Genomic DNA, 14261 nt, shown 5'->3' on the forward strand with positions numbered 1-14261 from the left:
CAGGGCTTTTGCAGTATCTTAGGCACCCCGCGCCAATCCAGCATTGAAGGTCAGGAAGGCCCTTGCGTATTTCGATTCGCGTCATCGTCCAGTCGCCCCGTGTCGCTTGCGTATGCGACTCACGCACTGCTTCGCCGGGAATGCGGAGGAGTCGCTGATGCAGGCCTGCATGGCGTCCGGCTGGAGTTTCTCGGCGCCTGTCCTGGTGACACTGCTAGTGTGCCTCGGCGTGATCCTGCTGGCGCACTGGGTGACCCGTCAGCGCGACTTTCCCGGACGTGACAGTTTCATCCTGCTGCATCTGGCCAGCCTCTGGTGGATGGTGGCTGCGGCGCTGGAAATGACCTTCCTCAGTGCCGACTGCAAGATGTTCTGGGCCAGCATGGCCTGGCCCGGCATCGTTTCCACGCCGACGTTCTGGGCCGTCTTTCTTTGGCAATACGTCAACAGCATGCGCGCGCCTCTGGCGCGCAGCAGTATCCTCGGGCTGAGCCTGGTGCCGCTGCTGGTCTGGGGGCTGGCGCTGAGCAACCCTTGGCATGGTCTGTTCTACGGGGCTGGCAGTGCGCCGGTCGATGCCAGTCTGGGGGCGCCGGTGCGCTACGAGCATGGCCCGCTGTTCTACGCCACCGCCGTCTACGTCTACCTGTTCATGGCCTTCTGCATGGGCGTGGTGACGCGTGCCGCGGCGCTGAGTCAGGGGCTGCATCGCCGCCACTATCTGGCCTTCGTGCTGGTCACCGCGGTGCCCTGGGTGGCCAATATCGGTTATGTGGGGTTCGGTTGGACGCTGTTCGGCTTCGACCCGACGCCCTTCAGTTTCGCGTTCACCCTGATTGCTTTTTCCTGGTTGATCGTCGGGGTGCGTCTGTTCGACCTGTTGCCGGTGGCCCGCCATCTGCTGCTCGAAGCCTTGCTCGATCCGGTGCTGGTGATCGACCCGCGTGGACGTGTGATCGAGGCCAATCCGGCGGCGCTGAAACTGGCAGGCCTGCAATCGGGATGGCAAGGCACCGAGTTGGGGCGGTGGCCGGTTTTCGGTGCCGATCTGCAACAGTTGCTGCAAGAGCACAAAGGCCCCGAGCAGGACCTGCCGCTGACGCTGACCAGCGCCGCGCGCTACTACGAGGTGCGCGTGCGCGCCATCCAGCGCGCCACCCGCCATGGCCCGACCCTGCTCGGCCATATGCTCTATATCCGTGACGTGACTCAGCGTCACCTCAGCGAGCTCAAGTTGGCCGAGGCCCTGGCGCTGAGCGAAGAGCGTCTGCGCACCATCTCCAGCCTGCACGAGCAACTGCGCGAGCAGGCCCTGTGCGACCCGCTGACCGGCCTCTACAACCGCCGCTATCTGGATGAATTCTTCGAACGTGAACTGGCCAGGGCACAGCGCGAGAGCCTGCCACTGGCGCTGGCCCTGATCGATCTTGATCACTTCAAGCGCCTCAACGACGAATGCGGCCACCTGGTCGGTGACGACGTACTCAAGGCCGTCGCGCAGCATCTGCTGGACAACCTGCGCAGCACCGACGCGGTGTTTCGTATCGGTGGCGAAGAGTTTCTGCTGATATTGCCGGGCGCTGATCCGCGCGAGGCCAGCGAGCGCCTGCAGAGCATCTGCGCGCAACTGGCGACTCGCGATGTCGCCACCCGTGGCGGCGACCAGCGTGTGACCCTGTCTGCCGGCCTGGCCCATTGGCCTGAGCAGGGGCAGGCACTCGACGAGCTTCTGCAGGCTGCCGACGCCGCGCTGTACCAGGCCAAACGCGACGGGCGCAATCGTGTTTGCGGGCTGCTGGCAGGCGCCGATCTCAGCCATCCATCCCGGCAGGCAGCATTGCGCGGCGACTCGGGTTAAACTGCGCGCGATTTTTCCCCTTTCCGGAGCCGTCCATGTCCCGCGTCACCCTGAGCCGCTACCTGATCGAGCAGACTCGCAGCCACAACACCCCGGCCGACCTGCGTTTCCTTATCGAAGTCGTGGCACGGGCCTGCAAGGCGATCAGCCACCAGGTTTCCAAGGGCGCCCTCGGCGGCGTACTGGGCAGCCTGGATAGCGAGAACGTGCAGGGCGAAGTGCAGAAGAAGCTCGACGTGATCTCCAACGAGATCCTGCTCGAAGCCAACGAGTGGGGCGGCCACCTGGCCGGCATGGCGTCCGAGGAAATGGACAACGCCTACCAGATTCCCGGCAAGTACCCCAAGGGTGCCTACCTGCTGGTATTCGACCCGCTGGACGGCTCCAGCAACATCGACGTCAACGTCTCGGTCGGCACCATCTTCTCCGTGCTGCGCTGCCCGGATCGCAACGGTGACACCGGCGACCTGGGCGAGGAGGCCTTCCTCCAGCCGGGCACCCAGCAGGTTGCGGCCGGCTACGCCATCTACGGCCCGCAGACGATGCTGATGCTGACTCTGGGCGATGGCGTGAAAGGCTTCACCCTGGATCGCGAGCTGGGCAGCTTCGTGCTCACCCATGACAACATCAAGGTGCCGGAATCCACCAAGGAATTCGCCATCAACATGTCCAACCAGCGCCACTGGGAAGCCCCGGTGCAGCGTTACGTCTCCGAGCTGCTGGCCGGCGAGACCGGACCGCTGGGGCGCAACTACAACATGCGCTGGATCGCCTCGATGGTGGCCGACGTGCACCGTATCCTCACCCGTGGCGGCGTGTTCATGTACCCGCGTGACGCCCGCGAGCCGGACAAGCCGGGCAAGCTGCGCCTGATGTACGAGGCCAACCCGATGTCGATGATCATCGAACAGGCCGGTGGCGCTGCCACCGACGGTAACCAGCGCATTCTCGATATCCAGCCCACTTCCCTGCACCAGCGAGTGCCGGTATTCCTCGGCTCCAAGGAAGAAGTGCTGCGCATCACCGCTTACCACCGCAACTGATGAGCGCCTGGCAACCGCTGCTCGACTGGTGGTTCGGTACCGAAGGCAGCGCTACCGAAGTCGCCGCAGCGCGCCAGGGTTTGTGGTTCGGCAAGCGTGACAGCCAGGATCGTGAAGCCGAGGTGCGCTTCGGTGCCCTGGTCGAGCAGGCACTGGCTGGCGAGCTGCAGGGTTGGACGGACGACCCGCAAGGTTGGCTGGCGCAGCTGATCCTGCTCGATCAGCTGCCGCGCATGATCTTTCGCGATACGCCGCGGGCCTTTGCCGGCGACAGCCTGGCCCGCCCGCTGTTGCGCGATGGCCTGGATCGCGGCTGGGATCGCAGGCTGACGCCGATCCAGCGCGTCTTTGCCTATCTGGTCTTCGAGCACGCCGAAGATCTGCCCTTGCAAGACCGTGCGGTCGAGTTCTTTGCTGATCTGCTGAACGAAGCCGCTGTCGATGAACGGCCATTGTTCGCCAATTTCCTCGATTTCGCCGAGCGCCATCAGCGGGTGATTGCCCGCTTCGGTCGCTTTCCTCATCGCAATGCGATTCTCGGTCGCGCCTCCACTGACGAAGAGCAGGCCTTCCTGCGGGAACCCGGCTCGCGTTTCTGAACTCCAAGCGGGCAAGTCGTCGCCGGCTATGCCAAGCTTGCTGGCACCTTCCCATCAGGAGCTTCATCCATGTCGATGCGTATCGTCGCGTTGCTCGCCTGCTGCCTGCTCGCCGCTTGCAGCAAGGTCAATCAGGAAAACTATTCCAAGCTCAAAGCGGGCATGAGCAAGCAGGAAGTGGAAAGCCTGCTCGGCGCGCCGGGCGAATGTGCCGGCGCACTGGGCATGACCAGTTGCACCTGGGGCGACGACAAGGCCTATATCAGCGTCCAGTACGCCGGGGACAAGGTCATGCTGTTCTCCGGCAAGGGACTCAAGTAAACAGGAGCTTTCATGCGTTCGATCCTAATCGCCAGCGCCATTCTCGCCCTGGCCGGCTGCGCCAATTCCGGTACCGGCAGCATCCCCAAACCGCCACCGCAGACCATGCAGGTCGACCTGCAGCGCTACCAGGGCACCTGGTACGAGCTGGCGCGCCTGCCGATGTTCTTCCAGCGCAACTGCGTGCAGTCCGAAGCGCATTACGGTCTGCGTGACGATGGCCGCATCGACGTGACCAACCGCTGCCGCGACAAGGACGGTGAGTGGATCGAGGCCAAGGGCGTCGCCGAGCCTCAGGTCGAAGGGCAAACCGACAAGCTGTGGGTGCGCTTCGACAACTGGGCCAGCAAGCTGCTACCGATCAAGGGCGACTACTGGGTGATCTACCACGACGAGGACTATCGCGTGGCACTGGTCGGTCACCCGGAGCACAAATACCTCTGGCTGCTCGCGCGCACCCCTGAAGTCGATCAGGAAACCCGCGACAAGCTGCTCAGCGTCGCGCGCGAGCAGGGCTACGTCACCTCTGACCTGATCTGGCGTCAGGCCGATTGATCCAGCGCTCGCCCGTAGCCCAGATGCAATCCGGGGATGTCTACCGGGATTTCCCGGATTGATCCGGGCTACGTCGTCATTCCCAATCCAGGCGCGCCAGCTTCCACTCGCTGCCGTCGAGCCACCATTCCAGTTTCACCGAATAGTGCCGCGCGCTGTCGGGGATCAACCCCTCGGCGCCACTCAGGCCTACCTGAACTTCGGTATAGCCCTTGCTGCTGATCGCCGCGTCGATCCAGCTGTTCTTGCCCAGTGCGATGACCTTGATGTTCTTGTGGCGCAGGAACAGCAGGGTCATGGTGCGCTTGGCCCATTCACGATTGAGTTCCTGGCGGGCGAGGAAGTCGCCATGCAACTGCTCCAGCACTGCACCGGTGCTCTTGGCCTCGATGTTGTCCTGCAGCTGCTGAACGGCCGTCTCCAGAGCGGCCTGCGGGTCGTCACCGCCGCCGCAGCCGGCAAGCAGGAGGGTGAAGGACATAAACAGCGACCAAGCCAGATAACGCATCGACATGCTGAACTTCCTTTTCATGGTTATGATGCCGGGCAGAGTGGAACACGGCAGTTGTAGCCCAGCCAACAGGAGCCAACCATGCAGACTTTGTACCCGGAGATCAAACCCTACGCTCGCCATGAACTGGCGGTCGAGCAACCGCACGTGCTGTACATCGACGAGAGCGGCTCTGCGGATGGGTTGCCGGTACTGTTCATCCATGGCGGCCCCGGCGCAGGCTGCGATTCTGCCAGCCGCCGTTACTTCGATCCCGCCCTGTATCGCATCGTCACCTTCGACCAGCGCGGCTGTGGCCGCTCCACACCCCACGCGAGTCTGGAGAACAACACCACCCAGGCGCTGATCGCCGATATCGAGCGTATTCGCGAGCATCTGGGCATCGACAAGTTCGTGCTGTTCGGTGGCTCCTGGGGCTCGACCCTGGCGTTGGCCTATGCACAGGCGCATCCGCAGCGCGTGCATGGACTGATCCTGCGCGGCATCTTCCTGTGCCGGCCGCAGGAGTTCAGCTGGTTCTATCAGGAAGGCGCCAGCCGCCTGTTCCCGGATTACTGGGAAGATTACGTGGCGCCCATCCCGGTCGAGGAGCGCGGCGACCTGATGCAGGCCTTCTACAAGCGCCTGACGGGTCCCGACCAGATCGCCCAGATGCATGCGGCCAAGGCCTGGTCGACCTGGGAGGGGCGCACTGCCACCCTGCGTCCGAACACCCAGGTGGTCGAGCGCTTCAGCGAGGCGCATCGGGCGCTGTCCATCGCCCGTATCGAGTGCCACTACTTCGTCAACGACGCCTTCCTCGAGTCTAACCAGTTGCTCCGTGACATGCCGAAGATCGCCCATCTGCCGGGCATCATCGTGCACGGTCGCTACGACGCCATCTGCCCGCTGGACAACGCCTGGGCGCTGCACCAGGCCTGGCCCAACAGCGAGCTGCAGATCATCCGTGACGCCGGCCACTCGGCGGCGGAACCCGGTATCACCGATGCGCTGATCCGCGCTGCCGAACAGATGGCCCGGCGCCTGCTCGACCTGCCGCCGGAGGACGCATGAAGCTCCTGATCCAGCGCGTCACTGGCGCACGGGTTGAAGTCGAAGGCGAGGTGGTGGGGAGTATCGATCAGGGGCTGCTGGCATTGGTTGGCATCGAGCCGCAGGACGATCAGGCCAGCCTCAGCCGTGCTCTGCACAAGTTGCTCAACTACCGCGTGTTCAGCGATGACGCGGGCAAGATGAACCGCTCGCTGAGCGACGTGCAAGGCGGGTTGTTACTGGTTTCGCAATTCACCCTGGCCGCCGACACCAAGAGCGGCATGCGTCCCAGCTTCTCCAACGCTGCGCCACCCGCACAGGGCGCTGCGCTGTTCGATGCTCTGGTGGAAATGGCCAGGGCCCAGCACCCGCAGGTCTCCACCGGACGCTTCGGCGCCAATATGCAGGTGCACTTGGTCAACGATGGGCCGGTGACCTTTCTGCTCGAGGTATAGCGGTAGTTTGTGGGAGCGAGCTCTGCTCGCGAATGCTGGCGACTCGAACGCTTCGCGAGCAGAGCTCGCTCCTACAGGTTGCTCGTTCGCGTTTAGAACAATCTGGCCAGCAATGCCGGCACTGCCGTCTCCACCCGCAGAATGCGCTCGCCCAGTTGCACCGGTTGCAGGCCTGCTGCTTCGCGCAGCAGCTCGACTTCGTAGGGAATCCAGCCGCCTTCCGGGCCGATGGCCAGGGTCACGGCCTCCTGCACTGCACGCGGGCAGGCCGGGTAATCACCGGGGTGGCCGGTCAGGCCAAGCGTTCCCGCCGCCAGGGTCGGTAGGCGATCCTCGACGAAGGGCTTGAAGCGTTTCTCGATGCTTACTTCGGGTAGCACCGTGTCGCGGGCCTGTTCCAGGCCGAGGATCAGCTGTTCGCGAATGGCCTCGGCCTCGAGAAACGGTGTTTGCCAGAAACTCTTCTCCACCCGGTAGCTGTTGACCAATACCAGGCGCGCCACGCCCATGGCGCTGACCGTCTGCAGCACGCGCTTGAGCATCTTCGGGCGGGGCAGGGCGAGGATCAGGGTCAGCGGCAGCTTGGCCGGTGACGGCTGGTCGAGACTGACCTGCAGTTCGGCATGCTCGGCATCCAGGGCGATCAGTCGACCTTCGCCCATCAGGCCGCCAAGATGACCGACGCGCAGGCGGTCACCGGTTTCGGCGCGATGCACTTCATGTAGATGTTTCAGGCGCCTGCCACTGAGGCGTACCCGCTCGCCACCGACGAAGTCGGCGTCCTCCAGCAGTAGCAGGTTCACGGCAGCGGTGCGGGTGGCTGGTCTTCGGACTTGGCTTCTTCTTCGGCCTGTTCCTGGTCGCGCTTGCGCTTGACCAGCGCGCCAGCCAGTACACCGGTCTCGAATAGCAGCCACATCGGCACGGCCAGCAGGGTCTGCGAGAACACGTCCGGCGGCGTCAGCACCATACCGACCACAAAGCAGCCGACAATGACGTAGGGGCGGCTCTTGCGCAGAGTCGCTACGTCGACCATGCCTACCCAGATAACCAGGAAGGTAGCGATAGGGATCTCGAAGGCCACGCCAAAGGCGAAGAACAGCGTCAGGACGAAATCCAGGTACTGGCCGATGTCGGTCATCATCGCCACGCCTTCCGGGGTCACGCTGGCGAAGAAGCCGAACATGATCGGGAACACCACGAAGTAGGCGAAGGCCATGCCGGCGTAGAACAGGAAGATACTGGAAATCAGCAGCGGTACCGCGATGCGTCGCTCATGGGTGTACAGCCCCGGCGCGATGAAGCCCCAGATCTGGTGCAGGATCACTGGCATGCCGAGAAACAACGCACACATCAGGGTCAGCTTGAATGGCGTCAGGAACGGCGAGGCGACCCCTGTGGCGATCATCGTCGCGCCTTCTGGCAGATAGGCGCGTAACGGCGCAGCGACCAGGGCGTAGATATCCTGAGCGAAGTAGAACAGGCCGGCGAAGATCAGCAGGATGATCACTACACAGCGCAACAGGCGAGTGCGCAGCTCGGCCAGGTGCGAGACCAGAGGCATTTCCTGGTCGGCTTGTGGATTATTGCTCATGGCTGGGGATTCTTGTCCTGAACGCTCGGGGCCGTGTCGGCAGTCGGTTTGGCGCTGTTCTCCGCTGGCGGATTGTCGCTTTTGCCGGTGCCGAGAATGTCCTGCTTCATCGCCTGCATTTCCCGCTCGAGTTCGAGAATCCGCTCGTTATGCAGCTGACGGCGAATCTCGTCGGCGCCGATCTCGCGCTCCACCTCGGCCTTGATCGAGTTGAAGCTGCGCTTGATCCGGCCGATCCACAGGCTGGCCGTACGCACGGCGCCTGGCAGGCGCTCGGGGCCGAGCACCACCAGGGCCACCAGACCGACCAGCAGCAGCTCGGTAAAACCGATGTCGAACATGGCTTAGTCTTTCTTCGCTGGCTCTTCGACCTTGCGTGCCTGGGCGTCGATGGTCTGGCCCTTGGGCTCTTCCACGGCTGGCTTTTCAGCTTCGCCGCTATCCATCGATTTGCGGAAACCCTTGATCGCGTCGCCCAGATCCGAGCCCAGGCTCTTCAGGCGCTTGGTGCCGAACAGCATGACCACGATGAGCAGGATGATCAGGAGTTGCCAGATGCTGATACCGCCAAAGCCCATGATATGTACTCCGTAATGAAGGTTTATTCGGATTGCGGTCGCGCGGCTTTTTCCGCGTGGCCGGAGAGGCCGAAACGGCGATCCAGTTCATCCAGTACAGCCTGGGGATGCTGGCCGAGGGCGGCGAGCATGACCAGGCTATGGAACCACAGATCGGCGGTTTCGTAGATCAGGTCCTTGCAGTCACCGCTGGCGGCGGCGTCCTTGGCGGCGAGGATGGTTTCCACCGATTCCTCGCCGACCTTTTCCAGAATCTTGTTCAGACCCTTGTGATACAGGCTGGCGACGTAGGAGCTGTCGGCCGCTGCGCCCTTGCGCGACTCCAGTACCTCGGCCAGGCGGCTCAGGGTGTCACTCATGGCTGTGTCCTGCATAGATGGCGTGCGGATCTTTCAGCACTGCGTCGACGGTTTTCCAGCCGCCATTCTCGTATACCCGATAGAAGCAGCTTTCGCGACCGGTGTGGCAAGCGATGCCGCCCAGCTGTTCGACCATCAGCACGATGACATCGGCGTCGCAATCCAGGCGCAGCTCGTGCAGCTTCTGCACATGGCCGGATTCCTCGCCCTTGCGCCACAACTTGCCACGTGAGCGCGACCAGTAGATGGCGCGTTGCTCGCTGGCGGTGAGGGCAAGGGATTCGCGGTTCATCCAGGCCATCATCAGGATGCGGCCAGTCTGGTAGTCCTGGGCGATGGCCGGCACCAGGCCGTCTTCGTTCCAGTGGATTTCGTCGAGCCAATCGTTCATCGGTATTCCGTGTCTGTTGCGCCGGGCCTCGGCCCGTGAATTCCTCAAGTGTGCCAGTGCCGCAGCCAACTGGCTATCGGCGCAGTATCAGATAGAGCCCGCCGCCGACCATCAGCCAGGCTGGCCAGGTGGCCAGCAGTGGTGCCAGGCCCTGCATGGCGCCAGCGCCGATCAGTGCCGCGCCAAGCAGGCGCAGTGGCCAGTGATCGCGCGATGCGGTGGTCTGGACCTGTACCGGCTGCTGCAGACGCTCCAGGGTGTCGCGGGCGATCTGTGACAGGTGCGGTACCTGCTCGGCTTGTTGCTGCAGGTTGCGCAGCAGATGCAGCGGGCTGATGCGCTCGCGCATCCAGCGTTCGAGGAAGGGCTGCGCGGTACTCCACAGATCCAGATCGGGGTAGAGCTGACGGCCCAGGCCTTCGATGTTGAGCAGGGTCTTCTGCAGCAGCACCAACTGCGGCTGCACTTCCATGTTGAAGCGCCGGGCGGTCTGGAACAGGCGCAGCAGCAACTGGCCGAAGGAGATGTCCTTCAGCGGCTTCTCGAAGATCGGCTCGCACACGGTGCGAATCGCCGCCTCGAACTCGTTGACCTTGGTGTCGGCCGGTACCCAGCCTGAGTCGATGTGCAATTGCGCGACCTTGCGGTAGTCGCGCTTGAAGAAGGCGATCAGGTTGCGCGCCAGGTAGTCCTGGTCTTCGTCGGTGAGGCTGCCGATGATGCCGCAGTCGATGGCGATGTACTGCGGGCTCCACGGCGTGCGGGTACTGACGAAGATGTTGCCGGGGTGCATGTCGGCGTGGAAGAAGCTGTCGCGGAACACCTGGGTGAAGAAGATCTCCACGCCGCGCTCGGCCAAAAGTTTCATGTCGGTGCGCTGGTCGGCCAGGGTTGCCAGGTCGGTCACCGGGATGCCATAGATGCGCTCCATCACCAGCACCTGGTGGCGGCACAGGTCCCAGTACACCTGCGGTACGTAGAGCAGAGGCGAGCCGTCGAAGTTGCGCCGCAACTGGCTGGCGTTGGCTGCTTCGCGCAGCAGGTCGAGTTCGTCGTAGATGGTCTTTTCGTAGTCGCTGACCACTTCCACCGGGCGCAGGCGGCGGGCATCGGCCGAGGCTTTCTCGGCGATACGGGCGATCAGGAACAACCAGGCAAGGTCCTGGCGAATCACCGGCTTGAGGCCCGGGCGCACTACCTTGACCACCACCTGCTCGCCGCTTTTCAGCTGCGCGGCATGCACTTGTGCCACCGAGGCCGAGGCCAGGGGCTGGCTGTCGAAACGGGCGAACAGCTCGCTCACTGGTGCGCCAAGCTGGCGTTCGATCAGGGCGATGGCTTGCTCTTCCGGGAAGGGCGGCACCTGATCCTGCAGGCGCGCCAGCTCATCGGCGATATCCGGCGGCAGCAGGTCGCGGCGGGTGGACAGCAGTTGGCCGAACTTGATGAAGATCGGCCCCAGGTCTTCCAGCGCCAGACGCAGGCGTGCTCCGCGCGACAGCCCCAGCGGCTTGCGCGGCAGCCAGCGCCAGGGCAGCAGGCAGGACAGCGCGCGCAGCCAGAATGGCAGCGGCAGCTCGAAGAGCATCTCGTCCAGTTGATAGCGGATGACTACGCGCTGGATGCGCAACAGGCGGCGAACGGCAAGCAGCTTCATGCGTCGGACTTATTGGCAGAAGTGAGGCGCTCGATGCGTGCTTCCAGGCGGTCGAGGGCGAGTTTGAGTTGATCCAGCTCGGCGAAACGCGCATCGGCTTCGCGCTGGCCCACCAGGGTGCGTGACTCTTCGGCCAGGTAGTCGGCCAGATTCTGCTTGAGGCTGGCGGCGCCGTGGCTGGCGAGATTGACCCGGCTGCGCAGGTGACCCGCGAGCAGGGTGGTGGCCACCGGGCCGAGCCAGCGCGAGATTTCGTATTCCCAGTCCAGCTCCAGATCCTGGAGGATGCCGGCCAGTTGCAGCAGCACCGCGCTGTCGCCATCGAGCGACACTTCCGGGCGGTGCAGGATGGCGGTTTTCTCGCGACTCAGGGCGAGGCGCGCCAGGCTGGAGGCAGGCGCGGTGAGTGTGCAGTCGGTGGGTGCATGCCATTGCGACGCCAGTTGCAGGCCGTCGCCGCTGGGCAGGATAAATATTTCCAGTGCTGGGTTCTGGCAATGTACAGCGATGACCTTGCCACTCAGCGTCTGCAGGCGCGGCAATGCCGTGCCATCGAGGCGCAGGACGCGGTTGAGGCCCGCCTCGACGCCCGCCAGCAAGCCCGTGATCAGCATTAAGGCTTGATGCCGCGATGCAGGGCGACGATGCCGCCAGTCATGTTGTGGTAGGTGACACGCTCGAAGCCGGCGTCGACCATCATCGCCTTGAGGGTTTCCTGATCCGGATGCATGCGGATCGACTCGGCCAGGTAGCGGTAGCTTTCCGAGTCATTGGTGATCAACTTGCCGGCCAGCGGCATGAAGCTGAACGAGTAGGTGTCGTAGACCTTTGCCAACAGCGGGTTGCCGGGCTTGGAGAACTCCAGCACCAGCAGGCGACCGCCGGGTTTGAGCACACGCAGCATCGAGCGCAGGGCGTCTTCCTTGTGGGTGACGTTGCGCAGGCCGAAGGCGATGGTGACCACGTCGAAGTGGTTGTCGGGGAACGGCAGCTTCTCGGCATCGGCCTGGACGAACTGCACGTTGCCGGCCACGCCCTTGTCCAGCAGGCGGTCACGACCGACCTTGAGCATGGAGTCGTTGATGTCGGCCAGCACCACTTGCCCGGTCGGACCGACGATGCTGGAGAACTTGCGGGTCAGGTCGCCAGTGCCGCCAGCGATGTCCAGTACGCGGTTGCCCGGACGCACGCCGGACAGCTCGATGGTGAAGCGCTTCCACAGGCGATGCAGGCCACCGGACAGCACGTCGTTCATCAGGTCGTACTTGGCCGCCACCGAGTGAAAGACTTCGGCCACTTTCTCCGCCTTCTGACTTTCCGGCACATCTTGGAAACCGAAGTGGGTGGTGGGTTCCTGCTCCTGGGCCTTGCGTGGATCGCTCATGTCGCTCTCACCGGGTAGAAAACCGCACCATTCTAAAGGCGCCTGGCGCCTTTGTCTTGCCTGGGTGCCCGCTTGCCCGATGGGCTGGTAGAGTGATGTGACCTCATGCCGCAGACGTGCGGCACGCCGCCAGTTCAAGGAGTTGCCATGTCCCGTATTCGTGTCGAACGATCCCATTCCCTCGGTCGCGAGGCCGCCCGCGAGAAGGCCGAACGCCTGGCCGAGCGCCTGGCCAGCGAGTACGACGTGCGCTACCGCTGGAATGGCGACACCCTTGAGTTCAAGCGCAGCGGTGCCGACGGCAGCATCGCGGTCGGTGAAGACACTGTGCGTGTGGAGCTCAAGCTCGGGCTGTTGCTGTCGCCCATGGGCGGCATGATCCAGCGCGAGATCGAGCAGGTGCTGGACAAATCCCTGGCCTGAGAGCAGTGGCAAGCCAGTAGGGTGCGCTGTGCCCGCCGCCACTGGGTCGCATTGAACATGCATGCTGTCGCCTGCTCCTAGTATGCGATTTCTAATTTTTCTCCTTAGGGTGTACCCAAGCCTGCATTCCGTGGGCGTTTCCGCTAACTGTCAAAGCGCGTGAGGTGCACCATGTCGAAAGTTGCCGTGAAGAAAAAAGTCGAAGCCGTGGTCGAAGACAAAGCCGGTCTGTTCGACGACGTGAAGGGCTATGCCCGCAAGATCTACCTCGCTGGCCTGGGCGCTTACGCCAAGGCGGGTAGCGAGGGGGCCGAATACTTCAAGGAGCTGGTCAAGGCCGGTGAAGGCGTCGAAAGCAAAGGCAAGAAGCTGGTCGACGAGCAGGTAGAAGCCGCCAACAGCCAGATCGAATCGGTCAAGCAGTCGGTCAATAGCAATGTCACCAGTGTTAAAGGCAAGGTCGAAGTTCAGCTCGACAAGATCGAGAAGGCTTTCGATACTCGTGTGGCTTCCGCTCTGAACCGTATCGGCATTCCGTCCAAGCAGGATGTTGAAGCACTCTCTGCTAAGCTGGATGAGCTGAGCGCGTTGCTCGAGCATGTCGCGCGTACCAAATAAGGAGATCAGGATGGCTGTTAAGAAGAAAACCGAGAAACAGACCAGCTCCTGGATCGGCGAGGTCGAGAAATACTCGCGTCAGATCTGGTTGGCAGGCTTGGGCGCTTATTCCAAGGTCAGCAAGGACGGCACCAAGCTGTTCGACACGCTGGTCAAGGACGGCGAGAAGGCTGAAAAGCAGGCCAAGAGCGAAGTCGACAAACAGGTTGATGCGGTGAAAGCCGGCGTCGGTTCCAAGGTCGGTTCCGCCAAGTCCAAGGTCGATGAAGTCCGGGGCAAGGCGATCGGCAAGTGGGGTGAGCTGGAAGAGGCCTTCGACAAGCGTCTGAACAATGCCATCTCGCGTCTGGGTGTACCCAGCCGCAATGAGGTCAAGGCATTGAATGACAAGGTCGACAGCCTGACCAAGCAGTTGGAGAAGATCACTGGTGTATCGGCCAAGTCGGTCGCCAAGCCTGCTGCCAAAGCTGCGCCCAAACCTGCCGCGAAGGCTGCCGCCAAGCCTGCTGCCAAACCTGCTGCGAAGCCGGCCGCCAAACCTGCTGCCAAAGCTGCAGCCAAGCCCGCTGCCAAACCGGCTGCCGCGAAACCTGCAGCCGCCAAGCCGGCAGCTAAACCTGCGGCCAAGCCTGCGGCGAAACCGGCAGCCAAGGCCGCAGCGAAACCCGCTGCCAAGCCAGCCGCCGCCAAGCCTGCAGCTAAGCCAGCAGCCAAACCTGCTGCGGCGAAGAAGCCGGCTGCGAAGAAACCGGCAGCGCCCAAGGCAGCTGCGCCGAAACCGGCTGCACCGGCACCGGCTCCGGCCGCTGCTGCAACGCCGGCCGCTGCACCGGCTCCGGCTGCCGCTCCGGCAACTCCAGCCACCCCGTCCTGAGTTTCTCAG

20 protein-coding genes are annotated in these 14261 nt (G+C 63.3%); 10 read left to right on the plus strand and 10 right to left on the minus strand.

Going from position 1 to position 14261, the window contains the following annotated elements; all coding sequences use genetic code 11:
* Positions 1–157: 157 nt before the first annotated feature.
* From BM186_RS04625 to BM186_RS04645, 5 genes are all read left to right on the plus strand, one after another.
* Complete coding sequence (locus tag BM186_RS04625; protein ID WP_074913703.1) at positions 158–1858, plus strand: histidine kinase N-terminal 7TM domain-containing diguanylate cyclase; 1701 nt, start codon at positions 158–160, stop codon at positions 1856–1858.
* A gap of 35 nt (positions 1859–1893) precedes the next feature.
* Positions 1894–2901, plus strand: a complete 1008-nt coding sequence (locus tag BM186_RS04630; protein WP_072423387.1) for a class 1 fructose-bisphosphatase — start codon at positions 1894–1896, stop codon at positions 2899–2901.
* Positions 2901–3500: a DUF924 family protein gene (locus BM186_RS04635; RefSeq protein WP_074913704.1), complete on the plus strand. Its 600-nt coding sequence runs from the start codon at positions 2901–2903 to the stop codon at positions 3498–3500. The genes BM186_RS04630 and BM186_RS04635 overlap by 1 nt, the downstream gene beginning before the upstream one ends.
* Before the next feature lie 69 nt (positions 3501–3569).
* Positions 3570–3821 carry an outer membrane protein assembly factor BamE domain-containing protein gene (gene bamE, locus BM186_RS04640; RefSeq protein ID WP_024306606.1) on the plus strand — a complete coding sequence of 84 codons (252 nt, stop codon included), beginning with the start codon at positions 3570–3572 and terminating at the stop codon, positions 3819–3821.
* Positions 3822–3833: 12 nt separating this feature from the next.
* Positions 3834–4376, plus strand: a complete 543-nt coding sequence (locus BM186_RS04645; protein ID WP_074913705.1) for a lipocalin family protein — start codon at positions 3834–3836, stop codon at positions 4374–4376.
* 76 nt (positions 4377–4452) lie between these two features.
* On the opposite strand, the gene BM186_RS04650 is transcribed toward BM186_RS04645, so the two are convergent.
* Positions 4453–4890: a hypothetical protein gene (locus tag BM186_RS04650; protein WP_074913706.1), complete on the minus strand. Its 438-nt coding sequence runs from the start codon at positions 4888–4890 to the stop codon at positions 4453–4455.
* A gap of 78 nt (positions 4891–4968) precedes the next feature.
* Between BM186_RS04650 and pip the strand changes: the two genes are divergently transcribed.
* A complete protein-coding gene (gene pip, locus BM186_RS04655) occupies positions 4969–5940 on the plus strand; it encodes a prolyl aminopeptidase (protein WP_074913707.1) in 972 nt (323 codons plus the stop codon).
* Entirely contained in the window at positions 5937–6374 is a 438-nt protein-coding gene (dtd, locus tag BM186_RS04660) for a D-aminoacyl-tRNA deacylase (RefSeq protein WP_074913708.1), read from the plus strand. Before pip ends, dtd begins: the two co-directional genes overlap by 4 nt.
* A gap of 92 nt (positions 6375–6466) precedes the next feature.
* Here the strand turns inward: dtd and BM186_RS04665 are convergent, their stop codons facing one another.
* From BM186_RS04665 to ubiE, 9 genes are all read right to left on the minus strand, one after another.
* On the minus strand, positions 6467–7177 hold the full coding sequence (locus tag BM186_RS04665; RefSeq protein WP_074913709.1) for a 16S rRNA (uracil(1498)-N(3))-methyltransferase: 711 nt from the start codon (positions 7175–7177) through the stop codon (positions 6467–6469).
* The gene (gene tatC, locus BM186_RS04670) at positions 7174–7968 is read right to left on the minus strand and encodes a twin-arginine translocase subunit TatC (RefSeq protein WP_074913710.1); all 795 of its coding nucleotides are present in this window, start codon (positions 7966–7968) and stop codon (positions 7174–7176) included. The genes BM186_RS04665 and tatC overlap by 4 nt, the downstream gene beginning before the upstream one ends.
* Positions 7965–8309: a Sec-independent protein translocase protein TatB gene (gene tatB / locus BM186_RS04675; RefSeq protein WP_003458969.1), complete on the minus strand. Its 345-nt coding sequence runs from the start codon at positions 8307–8309 to the stop codon at positions 7965–7967. Before tatB ends, tatC begins: the two co-directional genes overlap by 4 nt.
* A gap of 3 nt (positions 8310–8312) precedes the next feature.
* Positions 8313–8546 carry a twin-arginine translocase TatA/TatE family subunit gene (tatA, locus tag BM186_RS04680; RefSeq protein ID WP_074913711.1) on the minus strand — a complete coding sequence of 78 codons (234 nt, stop codon included), beginning with the start codon at positions 8544–8546 and terminating at the stop codon, positions 8313–8315.
* Positions 8547–8569: 23 nt separating this feature from the next.
* A complete protein-coding gene (locus BM186_RS04685) occupies positions 8570–8905 on the minus strand; it encodes a phosphoribosyl-ATP diphosphatase (RefSeq protein ID WP_003458971.1) in 336 nt (111 codons plus the stop codon).
* Positions 8898–9296, minus strand: coding sequence for a phosphoribosyl-AMP cyclohydrolase (gene hisI, locus BM186_RS04690; protein WP_072423379.1), 399 nt, complete (start codon positions 9294–9296; stop codon positions 8898–8900). Before hisI ends, BM186_RS04685 begins: the two co-directional genes overlap by 8 nt.
* Positions 9297–9369: 73 nt before the next feature.
* On the minus strand, positions 9370–10953 hold the full coding sequence (gene ubiB, locus BM186_RS04695; protein WP_074913712.1) for a ubiquinone biosynthesis regulatory protein kinase UbiB: 1584 nt from the start codon (positions 10951–10953) through the stop codon (positions 9370–9372).
* Complete coding sequence (locus BM186_RS04700; protein WP_074913713.1) at positions 10950–11567, minus strand: ubiquinone biosynthesis accessory factor UbiJ; 618 nt, start codon at positions 11565–11567, stop codon at positions 10950–10952. Before BM186_RS04700 ends, ubiB begins: the two co-directional genes overlap by 4 nt.
* On the minus strand, positions 11567–12337 hold the full coding sequence (gene ubiE, locus BM186_RS04705; protein WP_072423376.1) for a bifunctional demethylmenaquinone methyltransferase/2-methoxy-6-polyprenyl-1,4-benzoquinol methylase UbiE: 771 nt from the start codon (positions 12335–12337) through the stop codon (positions 11567–11569). Before ubiE ends, BM186_RS04700 begins: the two co-directional genes overlap by 1 nt.
* Before the next feature lie 147 nt (positions 12338–12484).
* Between ubiE and BM186_RS04710 the strand changes: the two genes are divergently transcribed.
* The 3 genes from BM186_RS04710 to BM186_RS04720 all read left to right on the plus strand — a co-directional run bounded on the left by BM186_RS04710 (position 12485) and on the right by BM186_RS04720 (position 14252).
* Complete coding sequence (locus BM186_RS04710) at positions 12485–12760, plus strand: polyhydroxyalkanoic acid system family protein (RefSeq protein ID WP_017678522.1); 276 nt, start codon at positions 12485–12487, stop codon at positions 12758–12760.
* A 171-nt stretch (positions 12761–12931) separates the two neighbouring features.
* Entirely contained in the window at positions 12932–13378 is a 447-nt protein-coding gene (locus BM186_RS04715; protein ID WP_072423375.1) for a phasin family protein, read from the plus strand.
* A 10-nt stretch (positions 13379–13388) separates the two neighbouring features.
* On the plus strand, positions 13389–14252 hold the full coding sequence (locus tag BM186_RS04720) for a phasin family protein (RefSeq protein ID WP_072423374.1): 864 nt from the start codon (positions 13389–13391) through the stop codon (positions 14250–14252).
* Positions 14253–14261 lie beyond the last annotated feature (9 nt).

The organism is Ectopseudomonas toyotomiensis (assembly GCF_900115695.1).
GTDB classification, from domain to species: Bacteria; Pseudomonadota; Gammaproteobacteria; order Pseudomonadales; family Pseudomonadaceae; genus Aquipseudomonas; species Aquipseudomonas toyotomiensis.

What these genes read in the sequence shown, in the direction of transcription:
- BM186_RS04700 (WP_074913713.1), bottom strand. Translation starts at nt 11,567, where the DNA reads ATGCTGATCACGGGCTTGCTGGCGGGCGTCGAGGCGGGCCTCAACCGC.
- BM186_RS04645 (WP_074913705.1), top strand. Translation starts at nt 3,834, where the DNA reads ATGCGTTCGATCCTAATCGCCAGCGCCATTCTCGCCCTGGCCGGCTGC.
- dtd (WP_074913708.1), top strand. Translation starts at nt 5,937, where the DNA reads ATGAAGCTCCTGATCCAGCGCGTCACTGGCGCACGGGTTGAAGTCGAA.
- BM186_RS04715 (WP_072423375.1), top strand. Translation starts at nt 12,932, where the DNA reads ATGTCGAAAGTTGCCGTGAAGAAAAAAGTCGAAGCCGTGGTCGAAGAC.
- BM186_RS04630 (WP_072423387.1), top strand. Translation starts at nt 1,894, where the DNA reads ATGTCCCGCGTCACCCTGAGCCGCTACCTGATCGAGCAGACTCGCAGC.
- ubiE (WP_072423376.1), bottom strand. Translation starts at nt 12,337, where the DNA reads ATGAGCGATCCACGCAAGGCCCAGGAGCAGGAACCCACCACCCACTTC.
- BM186_RS04625 (WP_074913703.1), top strand. Translation starts at nt 158, where the DNA reads ATGCAGGCCTGCATGGCGTCCGGCTGGAGTTTCTCGGCGCCTGTCCTG.
- BM186_RS04635 (WP_074913704.1), top strand. Translation starts at nt 2,901, where the DNA reads ATGAGCGCCTGGCAACCGCTGCTCGACTGGTGGTTCGGTACCGAAGGC.
- BM186_RS04710 (WP_017678522.1), top strand. Translation starts at nt 12,485, where the DNA reads ATGTCCCGTATTCGTGTCGAACGATCCCATTCCCTCGGTCGCGAGGCC.
- ubiB (WP_074913712.1), bottom strand. Translation starts at nt 10,953, where the DNA reads ATGAAGCTGCTTGCCGTTCGCCGCCTGTTGCGCATCCAGCGCGTAGTC.
- tatB (WP_003458969.1), bottom strand. Translation starts at nt 8,309, where the DNA reads ATGTTCGACATCGGTTTTACCGAGCTGCTGCTGGTCGGTCTGGTGGCC.
- tatA (WP_074913711.1), bottom strand. Translation starts at nt 8,546, where the DNA reads ATGGGCTTTGGCGGTATCAGCATCTGGCAACTCCTGATCATCCTGCTC.
- pip (WP_074913707.1), top strand. Translation starts at nt 4,969, where the DNA reads ATGCAGACTTTGTACCCGGAGATCAAACCCTACGCTCGCCATGAACTG.
- hisI (WP_072423379.1), bottom strand. Translation starts at nt 9,296, where the DNA reads ATGAACGATTGGCTCGACGAAATCCACTGGAACGAAGACGGCCTGGTG.
- BM186_RS04650 (WP_074913706.1), bottom strand. Translation starts at nt 4,890, where the DNA reads ATGTCGATGCGTTATCTGGCTTGGTCGCTGTTTATGTCCTTCACCCTC.
- tatC (WP_074913710.1), bottom strand. Translation starts at nt 7,968, where the DNA reads ATGAGCAATAATCCACAAGCCGACCAGGAAATGCCTCTGGTCTCGCAC.
- BM186_RS04685 (WP_003458971.1), bottom strand. Translation starts at nt 8,905, where the DNA reads ATGAGTGACACCCTGAGCCGCCTGGCCGAGGTACTGGAGTCGCGCAAG.
- bamE (WP_024306606.1), top strand. Translation starts at nt 3,570, where the DNA reads ATGTCGATGCGTATCGTCGCGTTGCTCGCCTGCTGCCTGCTCGCCGCT.
- BM186_RS04720 (WP_072423374.1), top strand. Translation starts at nt 13,389, where the DNA reads ATGGCTGTTAAGAAGAAAACCGAGAAACAGACCAGCTCCTGGATCGGC.